Raw genomic sequence first — 23923 nt, forward strand, 5'->3', positions numbered from 1 at the left:
TTCGGTGGATCAGCGGGTCGGGCGCGCCATCTCGTCGCGCAGGGCGCCGGCGGCGTCCTGGACGGCGAGTTCTGAGCGCCGTGCGCGTTCGCTCTCGGCGCGGGCCTGGGCGAGCTGGGCGTCGAGCTGGGCCTGCTGCGCCAGCGCACGCGCGCCTTCGGGCTCGTCGGCCGCCAGGGCCTGGTTGGCGCGGTTCATCTTCTCGCGCGCGGCGGACATCTCGACGGCGGCGAGTTCGGGTGCCCCGGCGGCGACTGCACGCGCCAGCGCGGCGTTGGCCAGCGCCATCTCGGGCGGCGGCGGCGCGCTGGCACAGGCGGCCAGCGCCAGCAGCACGCCCAGTGCCGGCAGCAGCCGGCGGGTCGTTCGGGTGTTCATGGAGTTCCCTTCCTGGGACCAGGCCCACCGGCTGTGCAGCGTGATGCCGGCACCGGCCAGAAGCCGTTGCGCACAGCATGGGCGCCGCGCGGCCGGCTGTCGGTGCGATGGCGTACCCAGTGGGCCAGCGCACCGACGCGGCGCCGGGCGCTGCGCAGCATGGCGGCACGGCGCGCCGCGGGCGTGCCGGTGTCAGGGAAGGGACAGGCGGGCCGTCATGCTGCGCGACAGACGCTTGTGGGGCTGGCTGGCGGCGGTATGCGCCGCCGCGGCGCTGCTCGGCTTCGAGCAGCTCGTGCGCCTGAGCGTGGTGCAGGGCGACGAACGGCGGGCCGCGGCGCGCGAGCGCCAGATGGCCGTCTGGCGCTGCGCGTTGCTGCCGGCGAGCCTGGAGCGCCGCGCCTGCCGCGCGGCGCTGCCCTGAGGCTCAGCGCGGCGCGCGCATCAGCGTGCTCTTGCCGAACAGGCTCTCGATCAGGTCGACGGCGAGCGCCGCGGTCTTGTTGCGCACGTCCAGCGCCGGGTTCAGCTCCATCACGTCGAGGCTGGCCAGGCGGCCGGTGTCGGCGATCATCTCCATGCAGAGCTGGGCCTCGCGGTACGTCGGGCCGCCGGGGATCGTCGTGCCGACGCCCGGCGCGATCTCGGGATCGAGGAAGTCGACGTCGAAGCTCACGTGCAGGTGGGTGTTGGCGTCCAGAGTCGCCAGCGCGAGTTCCATCGTGTGGCGCATGCCCATCTCGTCGATGTAGCGCATGTCGAAGACCTCGAGCCCGACCTCGTGCACGAAACGCTTCTCGCCCGGGTCGACGCTGCGGATGCCGATCTGGCGCACCCACTTCGCATTCAGCGCCGGCACCTGGCCGCCGATCTCGACCAGTTCCTTCGGCCCGTGGCCGCACAGGCAGGCCACCGGCATGCCGTGGATGTTGCCGCTGGGCGTCAGCAGGCTGGTGTTGAAGTCGGCGTGCGCGTCCAGCCACAGCACGCGCAGGCGCTTGCCGGCTTCGCGGCAGTGGCGCGCGACGGCGCTGATCGAGCCGATCGCCAGGCAGTGGTCGCCGCCGAGCAGGATCGGCATGCGGCCGCCGGCCAGCTCGGCGTGCACCGCGTCGTGCACGGCGACGTTCCAGGCGACGACCTGGTCGAGGTGGCGATAGCCCTCCACCGGCGGCTGCCAGGGATTGCGCGGGCCGGCGAGGTTGCCGCGGTCCAGCACCTCGACACCGTGCGACTCCAGCGTCGCCTGCAGGTCGGCGACACGCATCGCCTCCGGGCCCATGCTGGCGCCGCGTGCGCCGGCGCCGACGTCGGTGGGCGCGCCGATCAGGCTGACGCGGCGGACGGGGTCAGACATTGTTCGTCTCCTCGTTCGGGATGGCGTCGAAGCCGTAGAACGAAGCCAGGTGGTCCCAGGCCTCCTCGGCGGTCTCGACGAAGCGGAACAGGTTCAGGTCGCCGGCGCCGATCATGCCGGTGGCCACCAGGTGCTCGAAGTTGATCAGCTTCTCCCAGAACGCGCGCCCGAACAGCAGGATGGGCCGCGGCCGGCTCTTGCCGGTCTGGATCAGCGTCATCGTCTCGAAGAGTTCGTCGAGCGTGCCGAAGCCGCCGGGGAAGCACACCAGCGCCTTGCTGCGCATCAGGAAGTGCATCTTGCGCAGCGCGAAGTAGTGGAACTGGAAACACAGCTCCGGCGTGATGTACGGGTTGGGCGCCTGCTCGTGCGGCAGCACGATGTTCAGGCCGATGCTCTTGCCGCCGACCTCGAAGGCGCCGCGGTTGCCCGCTTCCATGATGCCGGGGCCGCCGCCGGTGACGACGTAGATCGGCGTTTCCAGCTTGGCCGAGCGTTCGGTGACGATGGCCGCGAAACGCCGCGCCTGCTCGTAGTAGGCGCTCATCGCCAGCGCCGCCTCGGCGCGGGCGGCGGCGGTGGCGTCGCCGGTCGAGCGCGCCGCCTCGAGCCGCTCACGCGCCTGGTCCTCGGGCAGGATGCGCGCGCTGCCGAAGATGACGATCGTCGACTCGATGCCCAGCTCGCGCTGCAGCATCTCGGGCTTGAGCAGCTCGAGCTGCATGCGCACGGTGCGCAGCTCCTCGCGCAGCAGGAAGTTGGTGTCGGTGAACGCCAGCCGGTAGGCGCTCTCGGGGCCGGCGTAGCGCTGGGACTCCAGCGTGCGCGCGTCTTCTTCGGCGGTCGGGAAGTTGCGGGACGTGAGGTTCGGAAGTCGAGGATCGTTCATGGTTGTGTGGGGCTCATACGGCAGACCGGGCAGTCCTCGGCACGCGCGACGCGGATCTCGTCGAAGCGCATGCCCATCGCGTCGACCAGCAGCAGCCGCCCGGCGAGCGGCTCGCCGATGCCGGCGAGCAACTTCAGTGCCTCGGCGGCCTGGGTGCTGCCGACCAGGCCCACGAGCGGCGCGAAGACGCCCATCGTCGCGCAGGCCGCGTCCTCGTGGCCGGCGTCGGGCGGGAACAGGCAGGCGTAACACGGCACGTCGTCGCGGCGCGCATCGAACACCGAGACCTGGCCGTCGAAGCCGATCGCCGCGCCCGACACCAGTGGCCGGCGGTGGCGCACGCAGGCGGCGTTGACGGCGTGGCGGGTGCGGAAGTTGTCGCTGCAGTCGAGCACCACGTCGGCCTGCGGCACCAGGGCGTCGAGCAGCGCGGCGTCGGCGCGCTGTACCCGCACGTCCACTTTCACGTCCGGGTTCAGCGCCGCGATGCTGGCGGCCAGCGACTCGGCCTTCGGCGTGCCGATGCGGTCCAGCCGGTGGGCGATCTGGCGCTGCAGGTTGGTGGCGTCGACGCGGTCGTCGTCGACGACGGTGATGCGGCCGACGCCGGCGCTGCCCAGGTACAGCCCGACCGGCGAGCCCAGGCCGCCGGCGCCGATGACCAGCGCGTGTGCGGCCAGCAGGCGCTGCTGGCCTTCGATGCCCAGCGCGTCGAGCAGGATGTGGCGCGAGTAGCGCAGCAGCTGGTCGTCTCTCACGTCCGGCAACAGCTCTTTCGTCAAACAGCCCTTTGGCGCTCGGGATGCGGGGTGGGGCATGACATCCGGCCTGGGCAGGCTGCGCGCACCGTCAAGCGCAGGAGATTGCCGTGTCGCCGTTGCAGCATTGTGTGGCCGTCGCCGCCCTGGCCGGTGCCGGCCTGGCCCAGGCCGTCGAGACCGTGGACTTCGACGAGTTCACCGAGCGCGTGGAAGCCGTCGACAGCCTCGTCTCCGGGCCGCTCGCCTTCAGTTCCGACTCGGGTTACCTCGGCATCGAACTGACGGCGCCGAACGTCGGCGCCTTCAACGGCACGCCCTACCTGATCGACTCGCGCGGCACGCTGAGCGTCGCACGCAGCGACGGCCAGGCCTTCCGGCTGGAAGGCTTCGACATCGGCCAGAGCTGGTTCACGAACCAGCCGACGGCCGGGATCACCGTCACCTACGACCTGGCCGGCGGTGGCAGCACCAGCCAGGCGCTGGTGCTGACACGCGGCTTCCTGCGTCTGGAACCCGGGCTCGGCATCACGGCGATGCACTTCGCGCTGGACGTGCCGGCCCTGGGCGGCGGTTACGTCGCGCTGGACAACCTGGTGATCTCCGCGGTGCCCGAGCCGGCCACCTGGGCCGGCTTCGCGCTCGGCCTGGTGGTGCTGGGCGGGGCGGCGCGCCGGCGGCGTCGCCCGTCCTGAACGGCAGCCGGCGCGGACGCCATCGCCCGCTCCGTCGCCGTCGCTCACTGCTTGTCTTCGGGCGCTTCGGCCTGGCGCTCGACGGCGGTCTTGCTGACCATCACCGGCTTGCCGCGCAGCTGGTTGAAGGCCTGCACCAGCGGGAAGTCCTCGGCGCTGCCGAACTCGGGCAGCGGCTTGGGGGTTTCCTTGTTCTTCGCGAACTGCTCCTCGAGCTTCTGGCGCGCTTCCTCGCGCGCCTTCTCGCGAGCGTCGTCCTTCTTCTCGTCGGCCCCCTGCAGGTGCTTCTCCAGGTCGGCCTCGCGCATGCGCAGCGCGGCGAAGACGTTGCCCTCGGCGGTCTCGTCGAGCCAGATGTCGGGCACGATGCCCTTGGCCTGGATCGAGCGGCCCGAGGGCGTGTAGTAACGCGCCGTCGTGATCTTCAGCGCGGTGTCGGCCGACAGCGGACGCACCGTCTGCACCGAGCCCTTGCCGAAGGTCTGTGCGCCCATCACGGTGGCGCGCTTGTGGTCCTGCAGCGCGCCGGCGACGATCTCGCTGGCCGAGGCCGAGCCTTCGTTGACCAGCACCACCAGCGGCACCGTCTTCAGCGCCGCCGGCAGCTTGCGCAGCGGGTCGTTGCCGGCGCGGCGCAGGTAGTACTCGGGCGCGGCCTTGAAGGTGGCCTTGGAGTCGGCGATCTGGCCGTTGGTCGAGACGACGACGACGTCCGGCTGCAGGAAGGCCGCGGAGATGGCCACCGCGCCGTCGAGCAGGCCGCCCGGGTCGTTGCGCAGGTCGAGCACGATGCCCTTGATGTTCGGGTCCTGCTTGTACAGATCCTCGACCTTGCGCGCGAAATCGTCGACGGTGCGGTCCTGGAACTGGCTCACGCGGATCCAGGCGTAACCCGGCTCGAACATCTTCGCGCGCACGCTCTGCACGCGGATCTCCTCGCGCGTGATCGTCACCGGGAAGCTGCGGTTCTCGCTCTTGCGCAGCACCGTCAGGCTGACCTTGGTGTTGGGCTCGCCGCGCATGCGCTTGACGGCCTGGTCGACCGACAGGCCCTTGACCGCGGTGTCGTCGATGCGCGTGATCAGGTCCCCCGGCTTCAGCCCGGCGCGAAAGGCCGGCGAGCCTTCGATCGGCGAGACGACCTTCACGAGGCCGTCTTCCATGCCCATCTCGATGCCGATGCCGACGAACTTGCCGCCGGTGCTCTCGCGGAATTCCTTGAAGCTCTTCTTGTCGAAGTACTGCGAATGCGGGTCCAGCCCGGCGACCATGCCGCCGATGGCATCCGAGATCAGCTTCTTCTCGTCGACCGACTCGACGTAGTCGCTCTTGATCATGCCGAACACGGCGGCCAGCTGCTGCAGCTCTTCCAGCGGCAGCGGCGCCAGCGTCTCGCGCGCGTTGGCCTGCAGCTGCAGCGTCGTCATCGCGCCCGCGAGGGCCCCCACCGCCAGCAGCCCGGCAACTCTCAGTTTTGCACCCATGACGTCCTGCTCCGAAGCCGACTCTCTACTGCGGCGCAGTATAGGGTGCGGGGTTGTGCCGCCACAGGACAGGGGGATGGGTGAGGACCCTCGTCAGGCGTGGCGTGCTGCACGCCGGGCCGCGCTTCACGCGCTGCGTTCGCGTGCGAACGTGACGAGATGGTCCACCTCGGCGCGGATGCCGATCCACTCGCCGACCGCGTGGTCGTGGTGCGAGGGCACGTGCGCCAGCAGGCGTTCGCCGCCGGGCAGGCGCAGCGTGTAGAGGAACTCGGACCCGCGGAAGGCCTTGCGTTCGATGCAGGCCTTCACCGGGCTGGCGTCGTCGTGCACGACGTCGTCGGCGCGCAGCAGCAGCTCGCATTCGTCGCCGGGGTAGGCCCCGGGCAGCGGGCATTCGGCGACGCCGGCCAGCGCGCCCAGCGGCGTGTGCACGGCCGGCGTGCCGCCGTCGGCGGCGATGCGCGCCGGCGCGAACACCCCGTGCCCGATGAAGCCGGCGACGAACCGGCTCGCCGGACGGTGGTACAGCGTGTAAGGCTGGTCCCATTGTTCGAGCCGGCCCTGCTGCATCACGCCGACGACGTCGCCGAGCGCAAACGCCTCCAGCTGGTCGTGCGTCACCAGCAGCGCCGTCGTGCCGCTGTCCTTGAGGATTGCGCGCAGCTCCTGGGCCAGCGACTCGCGCAGGTCGGCGTCCAGGCTGGAGAAGGGTTCGTCCAGCAGCAGCAGCTCGGGCCGCGGCGCCAGCGCACGCGCCAGCGCGATGCGTTGCTGCTGGCCGCCCGACAGCTGGTGCGGCGCCCGCCGCGCCGCATGGCCCAGGCCGACGAGATCCAGCATCGCCGTCACGCGCGCCTCGCGTTCGGCGCGCGGCAGCGCCTTCAGCCCGAAGCCGACGTTCTGGGCCACCGTCAGGTGCGGGAACAGCGCGTAGTCCTGGAACACCATGCCGATGCGCCGGGCCTCGGGCTCCAGGTGCACGCCGGCCGACGCGTCCGACAGCGTTCGCCCGGCCATCGTGACGCGGCCGGCGGCGCAGCGTTCCAGGCCGGCGACGGCGCGCAGCAGCGATGTCTTGCCGCAACCCGAAGGCCCCAGCAGCACGCCGATCTCGCCGGCCGCCAGACCGATCGACACCGAGTCGACCGCCGCGCGTGCCGTGCCGCGGCCGTAGCGCACGGAGACCGAATCCACGTTCAGGAACATCGGTCCATGATAATTGTTCGCATTTCCACCCGTGCCCCGCCGGACTCCCGGCGCGAGGCCGCCATCGCCGGCGGTTCCCGGGCCGACCGCGATGCGAACGCTGCTGACCTTGTTGTGCGTGTTGCTGGCGCTGCCGGTGCTGGGCGTGCTCGGCGCCTGGGCGACGCTGGACGCCGATGCGCTGGCCGTGCTGCGCCACCAGGCTTCCACCGTGATGGCCGGCTATGCCGCGCAGTCGGCGCTGCTGGTGCTTGGCGTCGGCGTCGGCGTTGCGCTGGTCGGCACCGGCGCGGCGGCCGCGGTGACGCTGTTCGACTTCCCCGGCCGGCGCGTGCTGGAGTGGGCGCTGCTGCTGCCGCTGGCGATGCCGGCCTACGTGCTGGCCTACGCCTGGACCGACGCGCTGCAGTACAGCGGCCCGGTCCAGGTGGCCTTGCGCGCGCTGACCGGCGCGCAGGGCGCGCTGTGGCCCGACGTGCGCAGCCTGTGGGGCGCGGTGCTGCTGTTCGTACTTTGCCTCTACCCCTACGTCTACCTGCTGGCGCGCACCGCGCTGGGCGAACGCGCGGCGCCGATGATGGAGGCCGCGCGCCTGCTCGGCGCCGGCCTGCGCCGGCGCGTGCTGGAGGTGGCGCTGCCGCTGGCGCGCCCGGCGATCGCCGCCGGCATCGCGCTGGCGCTGATGGAGACGCTGGCCGACTACGGCGTCGGCAGCTACTTCGGGCTCACGACCTTCAGCACCGGCATCTACAAGGCCTGGCTGGTGATGGACGACCGCGTCGCCGCGGCGCAGCTGGCCTCGATGCTGCTGGCCGTCGTCGCGCTGCTGCTGGTCGTCGAGCGCCGGGCGCAGCGGCGGCTGCGTTTCGCCGCCTCGCGCCCGGGCGGCGCCGGTTCGGCCGACGCGCGGCCGCTGGTGCTGCGCGGCGGCGCCGCAGCGGCGGTGCTGGCGCTGTGTGCGCTGCCGGTGCTGCTGGGTTTCGTGCTGCCGGTCGGCTGGCTGGGCTGGCTGGTGTGGCAGGAGGCGACGGTGTCCGAGTTCGGGCTGCCTCTGGCGCGCTTCGCCGGCTGGGCGCGCAACAGCTTCGAGCTCGCCGGGCTGGCGGCGCTGGCGGCCACCGCGCTGGCGCTGGCGCTGGGCTACGCGTTGCGCCGCGGCGGTGGCGGGCCGCTGCCGGTGGCCGCGCGCGTGCTGTCGCTGGGTTACGCGGTGCCCGGCGCGGTGATCGCCGTCGGCCTGCTGCTGCCGGTGGCCTATGTCCAGCGCGTCTGGCCCGACGCGCCGCTGGGCGCGCTGTTCACCGGCACCGCCTTCGGGCTGGTCTACGCCTACCTGGTGCGGTTCTCGGCGGTGGCGCTGCAGTCGGTGGAGTCGGGTTATGCGCGCGTGCCGGCCTCGGTCGACGAGAGCGCGCGCCTGCTGGGCGGCGGCGGCTGGCGGCTGTGGCGCGAGCTGCACCTGCCGCTCTTGCGCCGCTCGGCGCTGGCTGCGGCGCTGCTGGTCTTCGTCGACGCGATGAAGGAACTGCCGGCGACGCTGGTGCTGCGCCCCTTCGGCCGCGACACGCTGGCCGTCGTGGCCTACAACCTCGCGCGCGACGAGCGCCTGGCCGAGGCCGCGCTGCCGTCGCTGGCCATCGTCGCCGTCGGCCTGATCCCGGTGGTGCTGCTGTCGCGTGCGCTGCGCCACTAGCGCCGCGCGCCGGCGGCACGTTTGGCCGATGGCGCGGTGCGGGGCTTGGCTGCGCTCTTGGCCGGCGGCTTGGCCGCGGCGCGCCGTGCCGGGCGTTCGCCGCGCGCCGGGGCCCGCGTCGGCGACGCGGCCTTGCCGCCCTTCGGCCCGCCCAGGCTGGCGCGCAGCGCGTCCATCAGGTCGATGACCTGGGCGCCGGCGCGCTCCTCGCGCGGCGCCTGCTCGACGACCTGGCGCCCGGCGATCTTGCGTTCGATCGCCGCCTGGATGCGCTCACGCTCCTCGTCGTGGAACTGCGCCGGGTCGTAGTGGTCCTGCGAGATCTGGTCGATCAGCTGGCGCGCCAGCTGCAGCTCGGCCTTGGCAACGGTCACCGGCGCGATGTCCAGGTCGGCCGGGCGGCGCAGCTCGTCGGCGTAGAGCAGCGTCTGCAGCACCAGGCCTTCGTCCAGCGGGCGCACCTGCACCACCGACTGCTTGCCGCGGAAGGTCCAGCGTGCCAGCGCGCAGCGGCCGCTCTCGCGCATCGCCTCGCGCAGCAGCGCGTAGGGCTTGGCGCCGCGTTTGTCGGGCGCCAGCAGCCAGGCCTTGTCGACGTACAGCGGGTCCACCGCGTCGGCGGGCACGAAGGCGACGATGTCGATCGCCGGGTCGTCGTGTTCGTCGAGTTCGTGCAGCTCGTCGGGCGTGAAGACCACGTAACGGTCTTTCTCGAACTCGTAGCCCTTCACCATCTCGCGGCGTTCGATGCGCTTGCCGCTCCTCTCGGACACGTACTGCTGGCGCACCCGCGCGCCGTCGGGCGCCAGCAGGTGCAGGCGGACGCCGGCCGAGGGTTCGGCGGCGGAGAACAGCTTCACCGGGATGCTGACGAGGCCGAATCCCAGTGACAGCGAGGCGATCGGGCGCGCGGACATGCCGGCCGCAGGCAGGCGGCGTGCCCGAGGGCGGAACGCGGGTTGCCGCGCCGGGCTCCCGCGCTCGACCGCGGACACGAGGAGACGACGATGACCCGACTTCATGCAGCCGCCCTGCTGGCGGCCTTGGCCACCGCCACGTCGCTGGCCGCCGCGCAGGCCCCGGCCGGCGGCGCCACCGACCCCGCCGCCACCGGCCAGCGCCAGGGCAGCGAGACGACGCCGTCGACGCTGCCGCCCGGCGCCACCTCCGACGACGGCAACAAGGCCGCGGTGCCCGCCAGCGGCGTGCCGGGCACGCGGCCCGGCGACCTGTCGAGGATGCCGGCCGATCCGGCGACCGGCTCGACGCCCGGCCAGCCGCCCGGTGTCGGCAGCCCGGCCGACAAGGCGATGACGCCGCGTGGCCGCGGTTCGGCGGCGTCGGCGCCGACGACCGGCCGCTGATTCAGGCGCGTGCCGGGCGCGGCAGGCGCCGCCAGTCGGCCGCCGCCGAGCGCCGCGGCAGCGGCGGGATCTCGAATCGCGGCATCTCCTGCAGGCAGAAGCTGAGCGCCAGCACCAGCGTCGGCAGGTGGTAGAAAACGAACCACAGCCCGGGCGTGCTGCGGTCGTCGCCGCCGTGCGGCATCAGCGCGACGGTGGCGACCAGCGCGACCGCGGTCAGCGACGGGATCGCCCGCCGGAAGGCCGCCACCCAGCGCGCCGCGGCCAGGCGCTCGTGATATCGCGCCGGCGCCTCGGCCAGCGTCAGCGCCAGGTGCGCGGCGGCGCGGTCGAGCTCGGCTTCGGCGCGCCGGCAGCGCTGGGCGATGCTGCCCGGCACGCGCAGCCGGCTTTCCCAGCCGCCGGGCTTGCGCGCCAGCGGCGCCCAGTTCCAGCCCAGCACGGCGAGCAGGTCTTCGGGCAGCTCCAGCTCGTGGCCGCCGGTGGCCGCCAGCGTCAGCTCGGCCGACATGCGGCGCACCGCCGGCAGCGCCAGCGTCAGGGTCAGCCCGCCGGCGATGCGTGCGACGCCGCGCTGCAGGATCAGGCCGTCCTCGCCGTCGCCGTCGACCGCGTAGTCGCGTGCCACCGTCCAGCCCTCTCCGGCGCTGAAGGCGCGCTGCGGCGCGACGGCCGTCAGCCGCTCGTGCAGCACGTCGAGGTCGGGCCCGGCGGCTTCGAGCCGGGCGCGTGCGCCGGCCATCGTCAGCACGCGTGCGAGCTTGAAGCGGCCTTCGGTGCTGCAGTCGAGTTCGAGCTGGTCGTGGATGGCGGGCAGCGCGTCGGTGGCCGCGTGCTCGACGGCGCGGAAGACCAGGCGGCGCGCGAGGCGGTCGCTGGCGGTGAGGTCGACGCGGCAGCCGCGGCGCGACAGCGGCGCGACCCGCGCCAGGATCTCGTGGTGGGACAGCGGCGGCAGGGACATCGGCCGCGAGCATCGCCGAAAGCGCGCCGCGACGCGTGCCATGGCGTCAAACGGGCAGGGCTCGTGGCATGCCGCCACCCTCACCCTGGCCCTCTCCCGCGGGCGGGAGAGGGGACGGCGGGTGCGTGCCGGCGGGGCCGGGCTGCGGGCGTGGTGCGCCCCTTGTGGACTGCACCGCCGCTGAGGCCTGCTCCCTCTCCCGCAGGTGCGGGAGAGGGCTGGGGTGAGGGCTCGTGGCATGCCGCCACCCTCACCCTGGCCCTCTCCCGCGGGCGGGAGAGGGGACGGCGGGTGCGTGCCGGCGGGGCCGGGGGCTCAGCCGGCCGTGTCCAGCCGCCGCACCGGCACGCCCAGGTCGCGCCACTGCGCCGGGTGGCAGCTGAAGACCAGCAGCTGGTGGCGCTGCGAGGCGTCGAAGACGATGCGTTTCATGCGCTCCAGGCGCTCGGCGTCGGTGTGCACCAGCGCGTCGTCGAGGATCACCAGCGTCGGCCGCCCGGCTTCGCGCAGCAGGTCGGCGTAGGCCAGGCGGCAGACCAGGCCGAGCTGCTCGCGCGCGCCGAAGGACAGCGTCTCGAAGGCGCCGCGTTCCTCGCCGCGGTGCCCGGGCCGCGCCAGCACCTCGGGGCGCAGGCTCTCGCCGACTTCCAGCCGCCCGGCCGGGAACAGCAGCGAGGCGTAGTGGTCCAGGTGTTTCTGCAGCGGCGCCTGCAGCCGGCGTGTCAGCGCCTGGCGGCGGGCGTCGAGCTTGGTGGCCAGCAGGTCCAGCGCGTCGGCGCGGCGCTGCAGCTCGTCGCGGCGGCGTGCCGCGTGGTCGGCGGCGGCGCGTTCGCCGGCGAGCTGTTCGTCCAGGCCTTGCGCGCCGACGGCGGCGAGTTCGGCGGCCAGGCGTGCGACTTCGAGTTCGCGGGCGCGGTGGGCGCGTTCGGCTTCGTCGGCGCTGCGGCGCAGGCGTTCGACGTCCTGGCGCAGGATGTCCGCGCGCACGGCGGCGATGCGTGTCTGCACCGCCTCCAGCCGGGCCTGCGCCGCGGCCTGCTGGGCCTGGGCATCGGCGAGCGCGAGCTGCTGGCGGCGCTGGGCCTCGGCGCGCTCCGGGGCGGCCAGCGCCGCGGCCAGCGCCTGGTGCTCCCGCTCGGCGGCCTGGTGCTCGGCTTCGGCGGTGGCACGTTCGCGCTGGCGGGCCTCGGCCTGGCGCGCGGCGTCGGCGCGTGCCTGTTCGGCGGCTGCGGATTCGGCCTCGGCGGCGGCGACGGCCGGCGGCGCGGCCTCGGGCGCCGGCGGCAGCGCGGCCAGCGCCTGTTCGGCTTCGGCGCGGCGTGCCTGGGCGCGCGACAGCTCGGCTTCAAGCGTGTCCAGCCCTTGCGGCGCCAGCAGCGCCAGGGCCTGCCGGGCGGTCTCGGCTTCCCGCGACTTCAGCGCGTGCGCCGCGGCGCGCGCTTCGGCCTCGTCGGCCGAGGCCAGCCCCAGGCGCTGCAGCAGCGCCGCACGGTCGTCGGCAAGGCGGTCGTGTTCACGCACCAGCGCCGCCAGGTCCTCGCCGCCGGGCACGACGGTGATCGTGCCGCCGGGCAGCGACAGCGTCGCGGCCTGGGTCAGCCGTCGTTCGCCCTGGCCCACGAGCGGCGCGCCGTCGAGCGCGACGCCGGCGTCGGCCTGCAGCTCGAAGGCCAGCCGGGTCGCGACCGCGTCCTGGCGGATGCCGAGTTCGTGCAGGCGCTGGCTGTGCTGGCGCAGCGTCTTCAGCTCGGCGGGCGGCACGGCCAGCGTGTCGGCCTCGCGGTGCAGCGCAGTGGCGCGGGTGGCCTCGGCGCGGGCGCGTTCCAGCGCCGCAGCGGCGGTGTCGGCGGCCTGGCGCGCGGCGGCGAGGTCGCGGCCGAGCTGGGCGCGGGTCTGCTCCTGGCGCGCCAGCGCCAGCGCGGCGCGTGCGGCGGCGAAGCGCGTCTCGGCGGCGGCCAGCGCCTGGCGCGCGGCGGCCTCGGTGCCGGTGGCCGCTTCGTGCCGGCGCTGGGCGGCGGCGCGCGTGGTTTCGCGTGTCGCCAGTTGCTGCTGGCGCTGGCCCTCGTCGGCGATCTGCTGGCGCAGCAACCCGGCCAGCCCGTCGGCCTGGCGCAGCGTGGCGGCCGCCGCGTCGTGTTCGCGCTGCAGGCCGTCGGCGGTGGCGAGTGCGGTCTCGGCCTGGGCGAGCTGCTCGCGCAGCGCCTTCCACGGCGCCTCGCGTGTCTCGGCCTCGTGTTCGTCGCGCAGGCGCTTGAGCCGGTCGACCTGCTCGGCGTGGCGGTGTACCGCGGCTTCGGTCTCGGCGACGCGGGCAGCGCTGTCTTCGGCGGCCCGCTGGGCTTCGGCCAGCGCGCCGGTGGGCCGGCCGGTGGCGGTCAGCAGCTCGCGGCGCAGCAGGCGCACACGGTCCAGCACCTCGTCGCCGCCGGTGGCCGCGACTTCGCCGAGCGAGGCGTTCAGCGCGCGCTGCAGATGTGCCGCGGCGTGTTCCACCGGCTCGGCGATGGCCTGCGTCGTGCCTTGTTCGACCCACAGCAGCCCCGGGATGCCCCAGTGTTTCTGGCCGCTGGCGCCCTTCAGCGCGTACTCGAAGCCCAGCAGCTCGGCCAGGTGGTCCTCGGCCTCGGCGCCTTCCCAGCGCCGCGCGCCGGCGACCAGTTCGCAGCGTTTCTTCTGCAGAAAGCTCTTCACCAGCCGGTAGTCGCTGCCGCCGAGCGTGAAGTCCAGTTCGACGGTCGGCGCCGCGGCCGAGTCGCCCCAGGGCCGCAGGTCTTCGGCGCCGCTGGAGCGGTGGCGCTCGAAGAAGGCGGCGCGGATCGCGCGCACCAGCGTGCTCTTGCCGCTTTCGTTGGGTGCGGCGAAGACGTTCAGGCCTGGGGCGAAGCCGGTGATCTCGAAGGGTTCGCGGAAGCGCCGCAGCTCGGCGACACGCAGCCGGGTGATCTTCATGCCGCGGCCTCCTCGCGCCCGGCCAGCAGGCCGGCGAGCAGCGCCAGCGCCTCCTGCTCGACCGGGCCGTCGGCTTCGCGCAGCTCGGCCAGCACCTCGCCGAGGTAGCCGTCGGCGTGCAGCGCGGCCAGGTCTTCGGCGGTCGGCGCCAGACGCAGGCCGCCGCGCTCGCAGCGCAGCGCACGCACCCGCGCCTCGGCGGCGGCGATGGCTTCGTCCAGGCGGGCGCGGCCGGCCAGGTCCAGCGTGCCGGCGAGCGTCAGCTGCAGCACCTCGTCGGCGCCGCAGGCGGCGAGCTCGGCGACCAGCGCCTCGACGTCGGACGGCACGGCCAGCCGGCGCTCCAGCGTGCGCCAGCGGTGGCGGCCCAGCGGCAGCGCCTGGACCTCGGGCACGGCGCCGGGGCCGGCGAGGCGCACACGCAGCACCTGGCCGGCGCCGTTGTCCTTGAAACGGTCCTGCTCGGGCGTGCCGGCGTACCAGCAGCGTTCGGCGATGCGTTTGGCACCGTGCCAGTCGCCCAGCGCCAGGTAGTCCAGGCGCGCACGTTCTGCGCGGTCGGGGGCGATCGGGTTGGCCGAGTCGATGTCCTCGGCCAGCAGGCCTTGCACCGCGCCGTGCGCCAGCCCCAGGCGCAGCCAGCCTTCGGGCGTGGTCCAGCCGTCGAAGGCCTCGGTGAGGTCGGTGTAGGTGTGGCGCTGGGTCAGCGGCGCGCACAGCACCGCGGCACGCGCCTCGGGCAGTTCGACGACGCCGGGCTCCAGCGCCAGCTTCACGTTCGCCGGCACGACGCCCAGGCGCAGCGCGTGGCGCCACACGCCTTCGGCCAGCGCGGCGTCGTGGTTGCCGGGGATCAGCACCCAGGGGCCGGCGAAGGGCTCCATGGCGTTGAACATCCGGCGGATCGTGCGTGCCGAGACGCCTTGGGCGTCGAAGACGTCGCCGGCGACGAGCACCGCGTCGGCCTGTTCGTCGGCGGCCAGATGCGCGATGCGTTCGACGGCGGCAAAACGTGCGTCGGCCAGCGCCGCCGCGTCCTCGGGTTCGAAGCCGCCGTACTGGCGGCCGATCTGCCAGTCGGCGGTGTGGATCAGCGTGGTCATCGGGATTCCAGTTCGTGCAGGCGGGCGGCCAGGCCCGAGCGGCGCCGCGTCGGCGAGCGCACCGCGGCCGTCAGCGCCGCGGCCGGGCCGGCCAGCGTGACACGCTGGCGGGCGCGTGTGATGCCGGTGTAGAGCAGCTCGCGTGTCATCGCGCGCAGCGGGCGGTCGGGCGTCAGCAGCAGCAGGTCGCTGAACTCCGAGCCTTGCGACTGGTGCACCGTCATGCCGAAAGCGGTGTCGTGCGGCGGCAGCCGTGCCGGCGCGACGCGGCGCCAGCCGCCGCCGGGCGCCGGGAAGACGACGTCGAGCCGGCCCTGGGCGTCGGGCAGCGCCAGGCCGATGTCGCCGTTGAACAGCCGCAGCACGTAGTCGTTGCGGCGCACCATCACCGGCCGGCCGGGGTACCAGGCGCCGGGTGCGGCGCCGAGCGCGCGGCGCAGCAAGGTCGCCGCGAACGCGTTGACGCCGGCGACGCCGCGGGCGCCGTCGCGTGTCGCGCAGAGCACACGAAAGCCATCGAAGGCGCGCATCGCCGCGGCGGCGTCCTGCGGGTCGCGGCGCAGCGCCTCGACGTAGGGCGCGAAGCCGGCGGCGATGGCCTCGCGCACCGCCACGCCGGGTTCGGCGCCGCGGTCGTCCAGCCACTGCACCGAGGCGTCGCCGCCGGCGCCCAGCCAGGCCAGCGCCTCGTCGGCGCGGCCGCCGTTGACCAGGCCGGCCAGCCGGCCGATGCCCGAGTCGGCGGCGAAACGGAAGGTGCGACGGAACCAGACCACGCTGTCGGCCAGCGCCGGCGCGGCGGCCGGCGGCGGCTGCAGCGCCTCGGGGCTGACGCCGCAAGCCGCGGCGAGTTCGGCGCGGCAGCCGGGCGTCAGCGTCGTGTCGGCGCTCAGTTCGGCGAAGACGGCGCCGCTCTCGACCGCGGCGAGCTGGTCCTTGTCGCCGAGCAGCACGATGCGCGCGTGCGCCGGCACCGCGTCGAGCAGCCGGCGCGCCAGCGCCAGGTCCAGCATCGAGGCTTCGTCGACGACCAGCGCGTCGATCGCCAGCGGCCGCTCGGCGCCGTGGAAGAAGCCGTCGGGCCCGGCGCGCAGCAGCCGGTGCACGGTGCTGGCCTCCTGCGGCAGCCGCGCGCGGATCGCCTCGGGCAGCTGCGCGGCACGGCCGCGGATCGCCTCGGTCATGCGTGCCGCGGCCTTGCCGGTGGGCGCGGCCAGCGCGATGCGTGCCTCGGGGTTGTCGGCCAGCAGGCAGGCGAGCAGCGCGACGACGGTCGTCGTCTTGCCGGTGCCCGGGCCGCCGCTGATGACGGCCAGGCGCTGGCGCAGCGCCAGCGCGGCGGCGGCACGCTGCCAGTCGGGCGCGTCGTCGGTGCTGGTGTTGGCGGCGAAGAGTTCGGCCAGCCGCGCGCGGGCGGCGGCGTCCAGCGCGCCGGGCACCGGCCGCGCCGCGGCCTTGAGCCGCGCGGCGAGGCGGCGCTCGTGGTCGAAGTCGCGCTGCAGGTACAGCCGGCCGTCGGCGTCGAGCACCAGCGGCGCCGCGCCGGGTGCGTGCGCCGGGCCGACGACGCGCGAGGCTTCGAGCCGGGCGCGCCAGTCGCCGGGCTCGCCGTCGAGTTCGTCCAGCATCAGGCAGACGTGGCCGGCGGCGGTGGCGCGCGACAGCGCTTCGGCGGCGCGGCCGGCGGCGCGGGCGTCGTCGGCCTCGGCACCGAGGCGGCGCGACCAGGCTTCGACGTGCGCGCCCAGGCCGGCGGCCAGCGCTTCGGCCGGTGTTTCGGGGCGGGCCGGCGTCTCGTCCGCCGTTTCGGGCGTCTCGGGCTCCGGCTCGGCGTCGATCACGCCGCCGTCTTCCTCGAAGAAGACGTCGAGGTCGGGCAGGGCGTCCTCGGGCAGGTCCCCGACCCAGCCGGCGTCGGGCGCCGGTTCGGGCGGTGGGGCCACGACCGGCGGCGGCGCCGGTTCGTCGGCGAACAGCGGCAGCGTGGCCTCGTCGGGCGTGCGGCGGCGGCTCATCAGGTGTTCTCCACGGCGTCGAACAGCGCCGACAGGCGCTCGATCAGCGCGACGCTGGGCCGGTAGGCCCAGACGCCGGCGGCGCTGCCGTCGGCGTTGCGCCAGCCCGGGCGCACGCCGCGCACGAACAGCAGCATCGCGCCGCCGAGGTGGCGCTCGGGGTCGTAACCGGCGCGGCGTGCACGCTGCCAGCGGTGCAGCGCGACGAGGTACAGCAGCGCCTGCAGCTGATAGCCGTGCGCGGCGACCTCGCGTGTCACCGGCTCGGGGCCGTAGTCGGCGGCGGTCCAGCCCAGGTGGTTGGACTTCCAGTCGAGCACGTGGCAGCGGCCGCGGTGCTCGAAGATCAGGTCGATGAAGCCGCGCAGGTAGCCGCGCAGCGTGCCGAAGGCCAGCGCCGGCACCGGCAGGCCGGCCTCGCGCAGCACTGCGGCCAGCGCGTCGGCGGCCAGCGCCGGCGCCGGCAGCGTGAACTCCAGCTCGGCCAGGCGTTTGCCCGGCGGCAGGTCGCCGAGCACGACGCCGCCCGGCAGCCGTGTCGCCAGCACGTCGCCGAGCAGGCTCTCCAGCATCGGCACCCGCCGGCCGGCGTCGGCCTCGGCTTCGGGCGGGTGCGCGGCCAGCGCACGCGCCGCGGCCTCGGGCCAGCGTGCGGCGTCGGCGAAGTCGGCGTGTTCGAACAGCGTGTGCAGGCATTCGCCGGCCACCGCGCCGCGCGGGAAACGCAGCACGTCGTCGGCGGCCAGCGCCGCCGGCGCGGCGCGGCGCGCCGGGCGCTGGGCCTCGTCGCGGTCCTGGGCCGCGCCTTCGTGGCGCAGGCCCTGGGTCAGGCTGCTGTAGCTGCCGATCCACCAGGCCGGCGGCACGGCCGGCGCCGGCAGCGCGACGATGGCCTCGGGGTCGGCGGCCTCGGCGGCCAGCGGCGTGCCGGGCGCGTCGGGCAGCGTGCGCAGCGCGACCGTGTGCGGGTGCGCGGCGGCGAAGGTCAACCAGGCGGCGTCGACTTCTTCCGGCGTGCGTTTGCCTTTCAGCCAGTCGGCCGGGGCGTCCTGGCCGTCGGCGACGAACCAGTTGAGCAAGGCGCGTGCGCTTTCGGCCGCCGACTTGCGCACCCCGTAAGGCCCGACGACCAGCACCAGCCGGTGCACCGCGCGCGTCAGCGCGACGTAGAGCAGGCGCAGCGTCTCGGCGGCGTGTTCGACCTTCGCACGTTCCTCGCTGCCGGGCTCGACCTCGGCGTCGCCGAAGGCCCAGAGCTGCTGCCCCGCGGCGTCGTGCAGCTCGCGGCCTTCGCCGTCCGTGCCACCGCCGCCGGCGTGGCCGTCGAAGACGAAGGGGCAGAAGACGACCGGGTACTCCAGGCCCTTGCTCTTGTGGATGGTGACGATCTGCACCAGGTTGCGGTCGGACTCCAGGCGCAGCTGCGCCTCCTCGTCGCCGCCGGGCGCACGGCGTTCGTCGTGCAGCCAGCGCTGCAGCGCCTCGGGCGAGGTGGTGGTCTCGGCGGCGCGCTGCAGGCATTCGGCCAGATGCAGCCAGTTGGTCATGCGGCGTTCGCCGTCGGCGCGCGACAGCAGCCGCGCGGCGACGCCTTCGTCCTGCATCCAGCGCCGCAGCATCACCGCGACGCCGCGCGTGAACCAGGTCTCGCGGTAGGCGGCGAAACGCTGCACCAGCTCGGCCAGCGCCGCCTCGTCGTCGGCCAGCGCGGCGATGCGTGCGGCGTCGAAGCCCATCGCCTCGGTCGCCAGAGCGGCGCGCAGCCGCGCGGCATTGGCCGGTTCCAGCACCGCGCCGAGCAGGCGCTCCAGGTCTTCGGCGTCGCGGCTGGCGAAGACGCTGGCCTGCGACAGCTCGACGCTGGCCACGCCCAGCGCCGCCAGCGCCTGGCGCATGCGGGCGCCCTGGCGGTGGCTGCGCACCAGCACCGCGATGTCGCCGGCGGCCAGGCCGCGGCCGGCCAGCGTCGCTTCGCCACGGCGGCCGGCGTCGACCAGGCGTGCGATCTCGGCGGCGCAGGCCGCGGCGGCGCCGGCCATCGCGTTGCTCTTGGCCAGCGGCTGGCCTTCGTCGTCGCGCGGCAGCGACCAGAGTTCGAGCGCGGCGCGTTCGGCGCCGCGGTCGGCGAAGGCCGCGCGCGGCTTGGCGCCGTAGTCCACCGGCTGGTAGTCCAGCCCGTCCTGCATGAAGGCGCGCGGCTGGTGGCCGAAGAGGCCGTTCAGCGCCGCCAGCAGCGGCTCGGACGAACGCTGGTTCTGCGCCAGCGTCCAGCTCGCGGTGGCGCTGCGCCGCGCCGCGAGATAGGTGTTCAGGTCGGCGTTGCGGAAGCTGTAGATCGCCTGCTTGGGGTCGCCGATCAGGAACAGCGGCGCGTCGCCGGCGCCGTAGACGGCTTCGAAGATCGCCCACTGCAGCGGGTCGGTGTCCTGGAACTCGTCGATCAGCGCCGCCGGGAAACGGGCTTTCAGCGCCGCAGCCAGCTGCGGGCAGGCGCCGCCGGTCAGGCGCTCGTGCAGGTTCTGCAGCATGTCGTCGAAGGCCAGCACACGCCGTTCGCGCTTCAGCGCGCGCAGACGTTCGGGCGCGTCTTCGAGCAGCCGGCGCACGAGGCGCAGGCGTTCGACTTCCAGCGCGGCGCGTGCCGCGGCCAGCGCTTCCAGCAGCGCGTCGGCGGCCTCGAAGAAGGCGTGCGGCGCCGGCGGCGCCAGGCCTTTTTTCGGCTGCAGCTTCGCGGCGCCGAGCAGCGCGGCCTTGCCTTTGTCCAGCAGCTTGTCGGACGGCGCCAGCAGCGCCGACGGCGCGGCGGCGATCTCGTCCCAGCAGCGTGCCGCGGTGGCGACGCTGTCGGTTTTGTAGCGGTTGGCATTGAGCCGCGGCAGCGCCTCGTGAACGGCAGCGAGCACGGTCTCGCGCTCGGCGCTCCAGAGCTGGCGGGCGTCGTCGAACGCGAGGTCCAGCGCCGTCGTGTCGGCGGCGACCGGCTCGTCCAGCACCGCCGGCCAGACCAGGCGCGCCAGCGGCTTGGCGCTGCGCCGGCGCACCAGCTCGACCCAGGCTTCGGGCGTGTCGCCACGCGACAGCAGCAGCTCGGCGACACCGGCCGGCAGCGTGCCGCCGGCGACGTGGCGGCGCCAGAAGTCGAACACCACTTCGCGCACCAGCGCCGCGTCGTCGCCCAGCTCCTGGCGCAGCGGCATCGCCGACGCGAACGGCGCGTCGGCCAGCGCACGCTGGCAGAAGCCGTGGATCGTGAAGATCCCCGCTTCGTCGAAGGTCTGCAGCGCGCGGTCGACGCGGGCGCGCATCTCGGCGTCGTCCAGGCCGATGTCGGGCCGGCGCAGCGCGGCCAGCAGCCCGGCGACGAAGGGGTCGGCCAGCGCCGCCGGGCGGCCGTCGAGCGCGGCCTGCACGTCGACCAGGCGGGCGCGGATGCGCTCGCGCAGCTCGGCGGTGGCGGCGTTGGTGAAGGTGACGACCAGCACCTGCTGCACCTCGAGCCGGCGCTCGAGCAGCAGGCGCAGGAACAGGCCGCAGAGGTTCCAGGTCTTGCCGGTGCCGGCCGAGGCCTCGACCAGCGCGATGCCGTCCAGCGGGCAGGCGAAGACGTCCAGCGGACGCGCGACGAGGGGGCTCATTTCAGCGCGCTCCCTTCGGCGTGGGCCAGCAGCGGGGAGAAGACGGCCTGCGCCAGGTCCTCGAAGTCGCCTTCCAGCGCCTCGGCTTCGCGGCCGCGCCAGGCCAGGCGAATCGCCTCCTCGCCGCCTTCGGCATAAGGCGCACGTTCGCTCGGCGTCCAGCGCTTCAGCGCCGCAGCCCAGCCCTGCTGCACCATCGCCAGCGAGGTCCGCGGGTACAGCCGCAGCGGCTCGGCCAGGCCGCGGCGGTACAGGCGCAGCAGCGCGGCCAGATGTTCACGCGGCGCCTCGGGGGCGTGCAGCACCAGCTCGCCGTTGCTCAGCAGCCAGCGCGTGCGCGGCGCGACGCCGGGCGGCGCCGCGGCCGCCAGCACCAGGTGGTGCAGCCAGGCTTCGAGCAGGTCGGCGCCCCGCAGCACGCCCCAGCGCCAGCGCACGAGGCCGCTGGCGCGCAGGTCGGCGAAGCCGGCGGCGACGGTCCAGCGTTCGCCGCCGAGATCGAAGTCCATTTCGGCGCCCTGGGCGTCGAGCACCGGCTCGGCCAGCGCCTCGCGCACGCGTTCGGCGAAGCCGGAGACACGCGCGAACTCGGCGTCGCGCTGGCAGCGGCCCAGCGTGCCCGACGGCAGCTCGACGCCGGCTTCGGCCCGGCGCAGGGCGGCCCCGGGTTCGAGGCCGGCCAGCAGCGGCGGCAGCAGGCGCTCGGCGAAGGCGCGGCGCGCCAGCGTGTCGGCGACCAGCGGTTCGTCGTCTTCCAGCGCGGCCTCGTCGAACTGCAGCGCGATCTGCAGCCGCCGGCGCAGCAGGAAACGCGTCGGCTGGCGGAAGAACTCCACGAGCTGCAGCAGCGTCGGCGTGCGCCACTCGGGGCCGGGCGGCGGCAGTGGCGTGGTGAAGAAGGGCAGCGCGGGGTCCGGGGTGGCGTCGGCTTCCTCTTCTTCGTCATCGCCGACCTCGGCCTCGGTGGCCGGCGGCAGCGCCGCGGCCACGGCGCCGGCGCGCAGCGCGGCGGCGAGTTCGGCGTCGTGGCTGCGCCGGCGGGTGTCGGCTGCGGCGTCGAAGAGCTCGGGCGCGAAGGACTGCAACGGGTGTTCGACGACCAGGCGCTGGCGCGCCGCGGCCACCGAAGCCGGATCGTCGGGGTCTTCGGCCGTGGCCGCGGCCAGCAGCTCCAGCAGCTCGGCGACCAGCACCGACGGCGGCAGCGGCGCGTTGTCGCGCACGCTGCGGCCGCGCCAGCTCAGGTGCAGGTGCTCGCGCGCGGCCAGCAGCAGGTCGAGGAAGACGTTGCGCTCGTCGTGGCGGCGCTGGCGGTCGCCACGCCGCGGCGCCAGCGCGATCAGATCGAACTCGGGCGGGCGGGCCGTCGTCGGGAAGGCGCCGTCGTCCAGGCCGATGGCGCAGACGACGCGGTAGGGCAGGCCGCGCAGGCTGCTCATCGCCGAGAAGGTGACGGCGCCCGAGGGCACACCGCCGCGCGCCGGGTCGTCCAGCCGGGCTTCGAGCGCGCGGCGCAGCACGGCCAGCGGCAGCGCCGTCGTCGCGCCGGCGCCGGAGGCGACGTCGTCGGCCAGGCGGGCGATCGTCGCGCGCAGTTCACGCAGCGCCGGCAGCTCGTCGCCGGCCGGGGCGACGAAACGGTCCAGCGCCGCATGCAGCAGCCGCGCCCAGGCCGCGGCCGGGCGCGGGCGCACGCTTTCGGCCTGCAGCCAGCGCAGCGCCTCGGCATAACGCCAGAAGGCGCCCAGCGTCGCCGCGGCCGAGCCTTCGGCGTCGCCGGCCGGCAGCAGCCCGGGCAGCGGCGACTCGGCGCCGGCCGGCAGCGCGTGGCCGAGGAACAGCCGGTCCAGCGCGTCGGCCAGCGTGTGGCGGGCTTCGGCCGGCAGGTCGAAACCGGCGCGGTGCGTGGCGTCCAGGCCCCAGTGCAGGCCGCTGGCGAGCAGCCAGCCGTGCAGCCGTTCCAGCGCCGGTTCGTCCAGGCCGAAACGCCGCGCCACCGCCGGCTGCTGCAGCAGCGCGAACAGCTCGCTGGCGGCCACACGCGAGGCGGTCAGCGACAGCAGCGCCAGCAGCGCCCGCGCCGCCGGGTCCTGGCCGCTGCGCGCGCGGCCGGTGACGGCGTAGGGGATGCGGCGCTCGGCCGGCACGGTGCCGAAGACCGCGTCGACCAGCGGCGCGGCGGCTTCCAGGTCGGGCGTGACGACGAGCACGTCGCCGGGCGTCAGCGTGGCGTCGGCGGCGAACAGCGCCAGCAGCCGGTCGTGCAGCGCCTCCAGCTCGCGGGTGCGCGAGTGCGCGACGTGGAACTCGATGCTGCGTTCGCCGGCCAGATCGGCGGCCGATCCCGCGTCGAGTTCGACCGAGTCGAGGATCGCGCCCTGCAGCCGGCCGAGCAGCGTGTGCTCCGGCGGCTGGACGAACAGGTGCTCGTCGACGACGGCGTCGCCGGCGGCGTCGAGCAGGCCGTCGATCTGGGCCTGGGTCTGTTTGCCCCAGCCGGCCAGCAACCGGTTGCCGACCTCGTGGCCGGCGTCGCGCCCGGTGGCCTGCAGCCAGGCCAGGCGGCGCGGGTCGACGAGCTCGAACCAGTATTCGCGGCAGGGGTTGAGCAGGTAGACCTCGACCTCGATCGCCCGCCCCAGCGCCGCCAGCAGGCGCGCGTGCAGCGGCGGCATCGTCGGCAGCGCGACGACGTGCACGCGCTCGGGCAGCCCGGCTTCGCGGGCGCGCGCCGCGCCGCCGGGGCGCGACAGCGTGTCGATGAACCCTTCGATCGGATGCCGGCCCGAGACGCCGGTCTCGGCGACGACGCGCCGCCAGAGATCGGCCTGCCAGGCGGCGTCGGCCGGCGCCGCGCCGCCGGGGAAGGCGACCGGCCGCCCGGCCAGCCACTCGGCCAGCCATTCGGGGCGGTAGGTGACGTACTGCTCGACGGTGGCGGCGATGCGTTCGGCCAGCTCCCAGCGCATCACCTCGTCGGCCTGCGCCAGGTAGCCCGTCAGCCGCGGGTGCTGAGCCACCCAGTCGCGGTCGCCCAGCGCGCGCCAGACGCGCCAGGCCAGCACCTCGGGCGCGAACGGCGAACGTTCGGCGTCGATGCCCGGCACGACGGCGGCGATCTGGCGCCACAGCCATTGCGCCAGATAGTCGAAATGCAGGTGCGCGCAGACGCCTTCGACCTGGGCGAACTCCAGCGTCAGCCGGCGGCGCAGCGCGGCGCTGGGCACGACGATCTCGTCGGCGACGAACAGGTCCTCGCGCGGCGCGGCCAGGTGCGCGCCCAGCAGCGTGGCCAGGGCTTCGAAACGGTTGGAGAAGTGCAGCGACAGCATCGGCGCGGGGAGTCTAGAGCGTGGCGGGGGCGCCACCGGGGGCATCCGCCGCCAGTCTGAGCCGCATCAGGCTCATGGCCTGAGCTTGTGCCATCGCA

The 23923-nt window shown here is 74.7% G+C and carries 17 protein-coding genes; 4 read left to right on the forward strand and 13 right to left on the reverse strand.

The window, feature by feature from the left end; all coding sequences use genetic code 11:
* Window positions 1-9 precede the first annotated feature (9 nt).
* Complete coding sequence (locus EV684_RS13660; protein ID WP_132647840.1) at window positions 10-378, reverse strand: DUF4398 domain-containing protein; 369 nt, start codon at window positions 376-378, stop codon at window positions 10-12.
* A gap of 217 nt (window positions 379-595) precedes the next feature.
* Between EV684_RS13660 and EV684_RS13665 the strand changes: the two genes are divergently transcribed.
* The gene (locus EV684_RS13665) at window positions 596-802 is read left to right on the forward strand and encodes a hypothetical protein (protein WP_132647841.1); all 207 of its coding nucleotides are present in this window, start codon (window positions 596-598) and stop codon (window positions 800-802) included.
* A gap of 3 nt (window positions 803-805) precedes the next feature.
* Here the strand turns inward: EV684_RS13665 and rocF are convergent, their stop codons facing one another.
* The 3 genes from rocF to EV684_RS13680 are packed head-to-tail and all read right to left on the reverse strand — an operon-like array spanning window position 806 to window position 3382.
* Window positions 806-1735 carry an arginase gene (gene rocF / locus EV684_RS13670; protein WP_132647842.1) on the reverse strand — a complete coding sequence of 310 codons (930 nt, stop codon included), beginning with the start codon at window positions 1733-1735 and terminating at the stop codon, window positions 806-808.
* On the reverse strand, window positions 1728-2624 hold the full coding sequence (locus EV684_RS13675; RefSeq protein WP_132647843.1) for an LOG family protein: 897 nt from the start codon (window positions 2622-2624) through the stop codon (window positions 1728-1730). Before EV684_RS13675 ends, rocF begins: the two co-directional genes overlap by 8 nt.
* On the reverse strand, window positions 2621-3382 hold the full coding sequence (locus EV684_RS13680; protein WP_132647958.1) for a HesA/MoeB/ThiF family protein: 762 nt from the start codon (window positions 3380-3382) through the stop codon (window positions 2621-2623). Before EV684_RS13680 ends, EV684_RS13675 begins: the two co-directional genes overlap by 4 nt.
* Window positions 3383-3513: 131 nt before the next feature.
* On the opposite strand from EV684_RS13680, the gene EV684_RS24195 reads away from it, so the two are divergent.
* Window positions 3514-4077 (forward strand): PEP-CTERM sorting domain-containing protein, encoded by a 564-nt coding sequence (locus EV684_RS24195; protein WP_200222349.1) that lies wholly within the window; start codon window positions 3514-3516, stop codon window positions 4075-4077.
* Between the two features lie 44 nt (window positions 4078-4121).
* Here the strand turns inward: EV684_RS24195 and EV684_RS13690 are convergent, their stop codons facing one another.
* The gene (locus EV684_RS13690; RefSeq protein ID WP_132647844.1) at window positions 4122-5561 is read right to left on the reverse strand and encodes a S41 family peptidase; all 1440 of its coding nucleotides are present in this window, start codon (window positions 5559-5561) and stop codon (window positions 4122-4124) included.
* A gap of 126 nt (window positions 5562-5687) precedes the next feature.
* A complete protein-coding gene (locus tag EV684_RS13695; RefSeq protein ID WP_132647845.1) occupies window positions 5688-6770 on the reverse strand; it encodes an ABC transporter ATP-binding protein in 1083 nt (360 codons plus the stop codon).
* A gap of 91 nt (window positions 6771-6861) precedes the next feature.
* Between EV684_RS13695 and EV684_RS13700 the strand changes: the two genes are divergently transcribed.
* Window positions 6862-8463, forward strand: a complete 1602-nt coding sequence (locus tag EV684_RS13700) for an ABC transporter permease (RefSeq protein WP_132647846.1) — start codon at window positions 6862-6864, stop codon at window positions 8461-8463.
* Here the strand turns inward: EV684_RS13700 and ku are convergent.
* The gene (gene ku / locus EV684_RS13705) at window positions 8460-9380 is read right to left on the reverse strand and encodes a non-homologous end joining protein Ku (protein ID WP_132647847.1); all 921 of its coding nucleotides are present in this window, start codon (window positions 9378-9380) and stop codon (window positions 8460-8462) included. The two genes, EV684_RS13700 and ku, sit on opposite strands and share 4 nt — an antisense overlap.
* A gap of 90 nt (window positions 9381-9470) precedes the next feature.
* Between ku and EV684_RS13710 the strand changes: the two genes are divergently transcribed.
* Complete coding sequence (locus tag EV684_RS13710; protein ID WP_132647848.1) at window positions 9471-9827, forward strand: hypothetical protein; 357 nt, start codon at window positions 9471-9473, stop codon at window positions 9825-9827.
* A gap of 1 nt (window position 9828) precedes the next feature.
* On the opposite strand, the gene EV684_RS13715 is transcribed toward EV684_RS13710, so the two are convergent.
* The 6 genes from EV684_RS13715 to recC all read right to left on the reverse strand — a co-directional run bounded on the left by EV684_RS13715 (window position 9829) and on the right by recC (window position 23825).
* Entirely contained in the window at window positions 9829-10791 is a 963-nt protein-coding gene (locus tag EV684_RS13715) for a hypothetical protein (protein ID WP_132647849.1), read from the reverse strand.
* A 315-nt stretch (window positions 10792-11106) separates the two neighbouring features.
* A complete protein-coding gene (locus tag EV684_RS13720) occupies window positions 11107-13740 on the reverse strand; it encodes an AAA family ATPase (RefSeq protein WP_132647850.1) in 2634 nt (877 codons plus the stop codon).
* Window positions 13737-14843, reverse strand: coding sequence for a metallophosphoesterase family protein (locus EV684_RS13725; RefSeq protein WP_132647851.1), 1107 nt, complete (start codon window positions 14841-14843; stop codon window positions 13737-13739). Before EV684_RS13725 ends, EV684_RS13720 begins: the two co-directional genes overlap by 4 nt.
* Window positions 14840-16858, reverse strand: a complete 2019-nt coding sequence (recD, locus tag EV684_RS13730) for an exodeoxyribonuclease V subunit alpha (RefSeq protein ID WP_200222438.1) — start codon at window positions 16856-16858, stop codon at window positions 14840-14842. Before recD ends, EV684_RS13725 begins: the two co-directional genes overlap by 4 nt.
* Window positions 16858-20493 carry an exodeoxyribonuclease V subunit beta gene (recB, locus tag EV684_RS13735; RefSeq protein WP_132647852.1) on the reverse strand — a complete coding sequence of 1212 codons (3636 nt, stop codon included), beginning with the start codon at window positions 20491-20493 and terminating at the stop codon, window positions 16858-16860. The genes recD and recB overlap by 1 nt, the downstream gene beginning before the upstream one ends.
* Window positions 20490-23825: an exodeoxyribonuclease V subunit gamma gene (gene recC, locus EV684_RS13740; protein WP_132647853.1), complete on the reverse strand. Its 3336-nt coding sequence runs from the start codon at window positions 23823-23825 to the stop codon at window positions 20490-20492. The genes recB and recC overlap by 4 nt, the downstream gene beginning before the upstream one ends.
* Window positions 23826-23923 lie beyond the last annotated feature (98 nt).

The organism is Rubrivivax gelatinosus (assembly GCF_004340905.1).
In the GTDB taxonomy this organism is placed as follows: domain Bacteria; phylum Pseudomonadota; class Gammaproteobacteria; order Burkholderiales; family Burkholderiaceae_C; genus Rubrivivax; species Rubrivivax gelatinosus.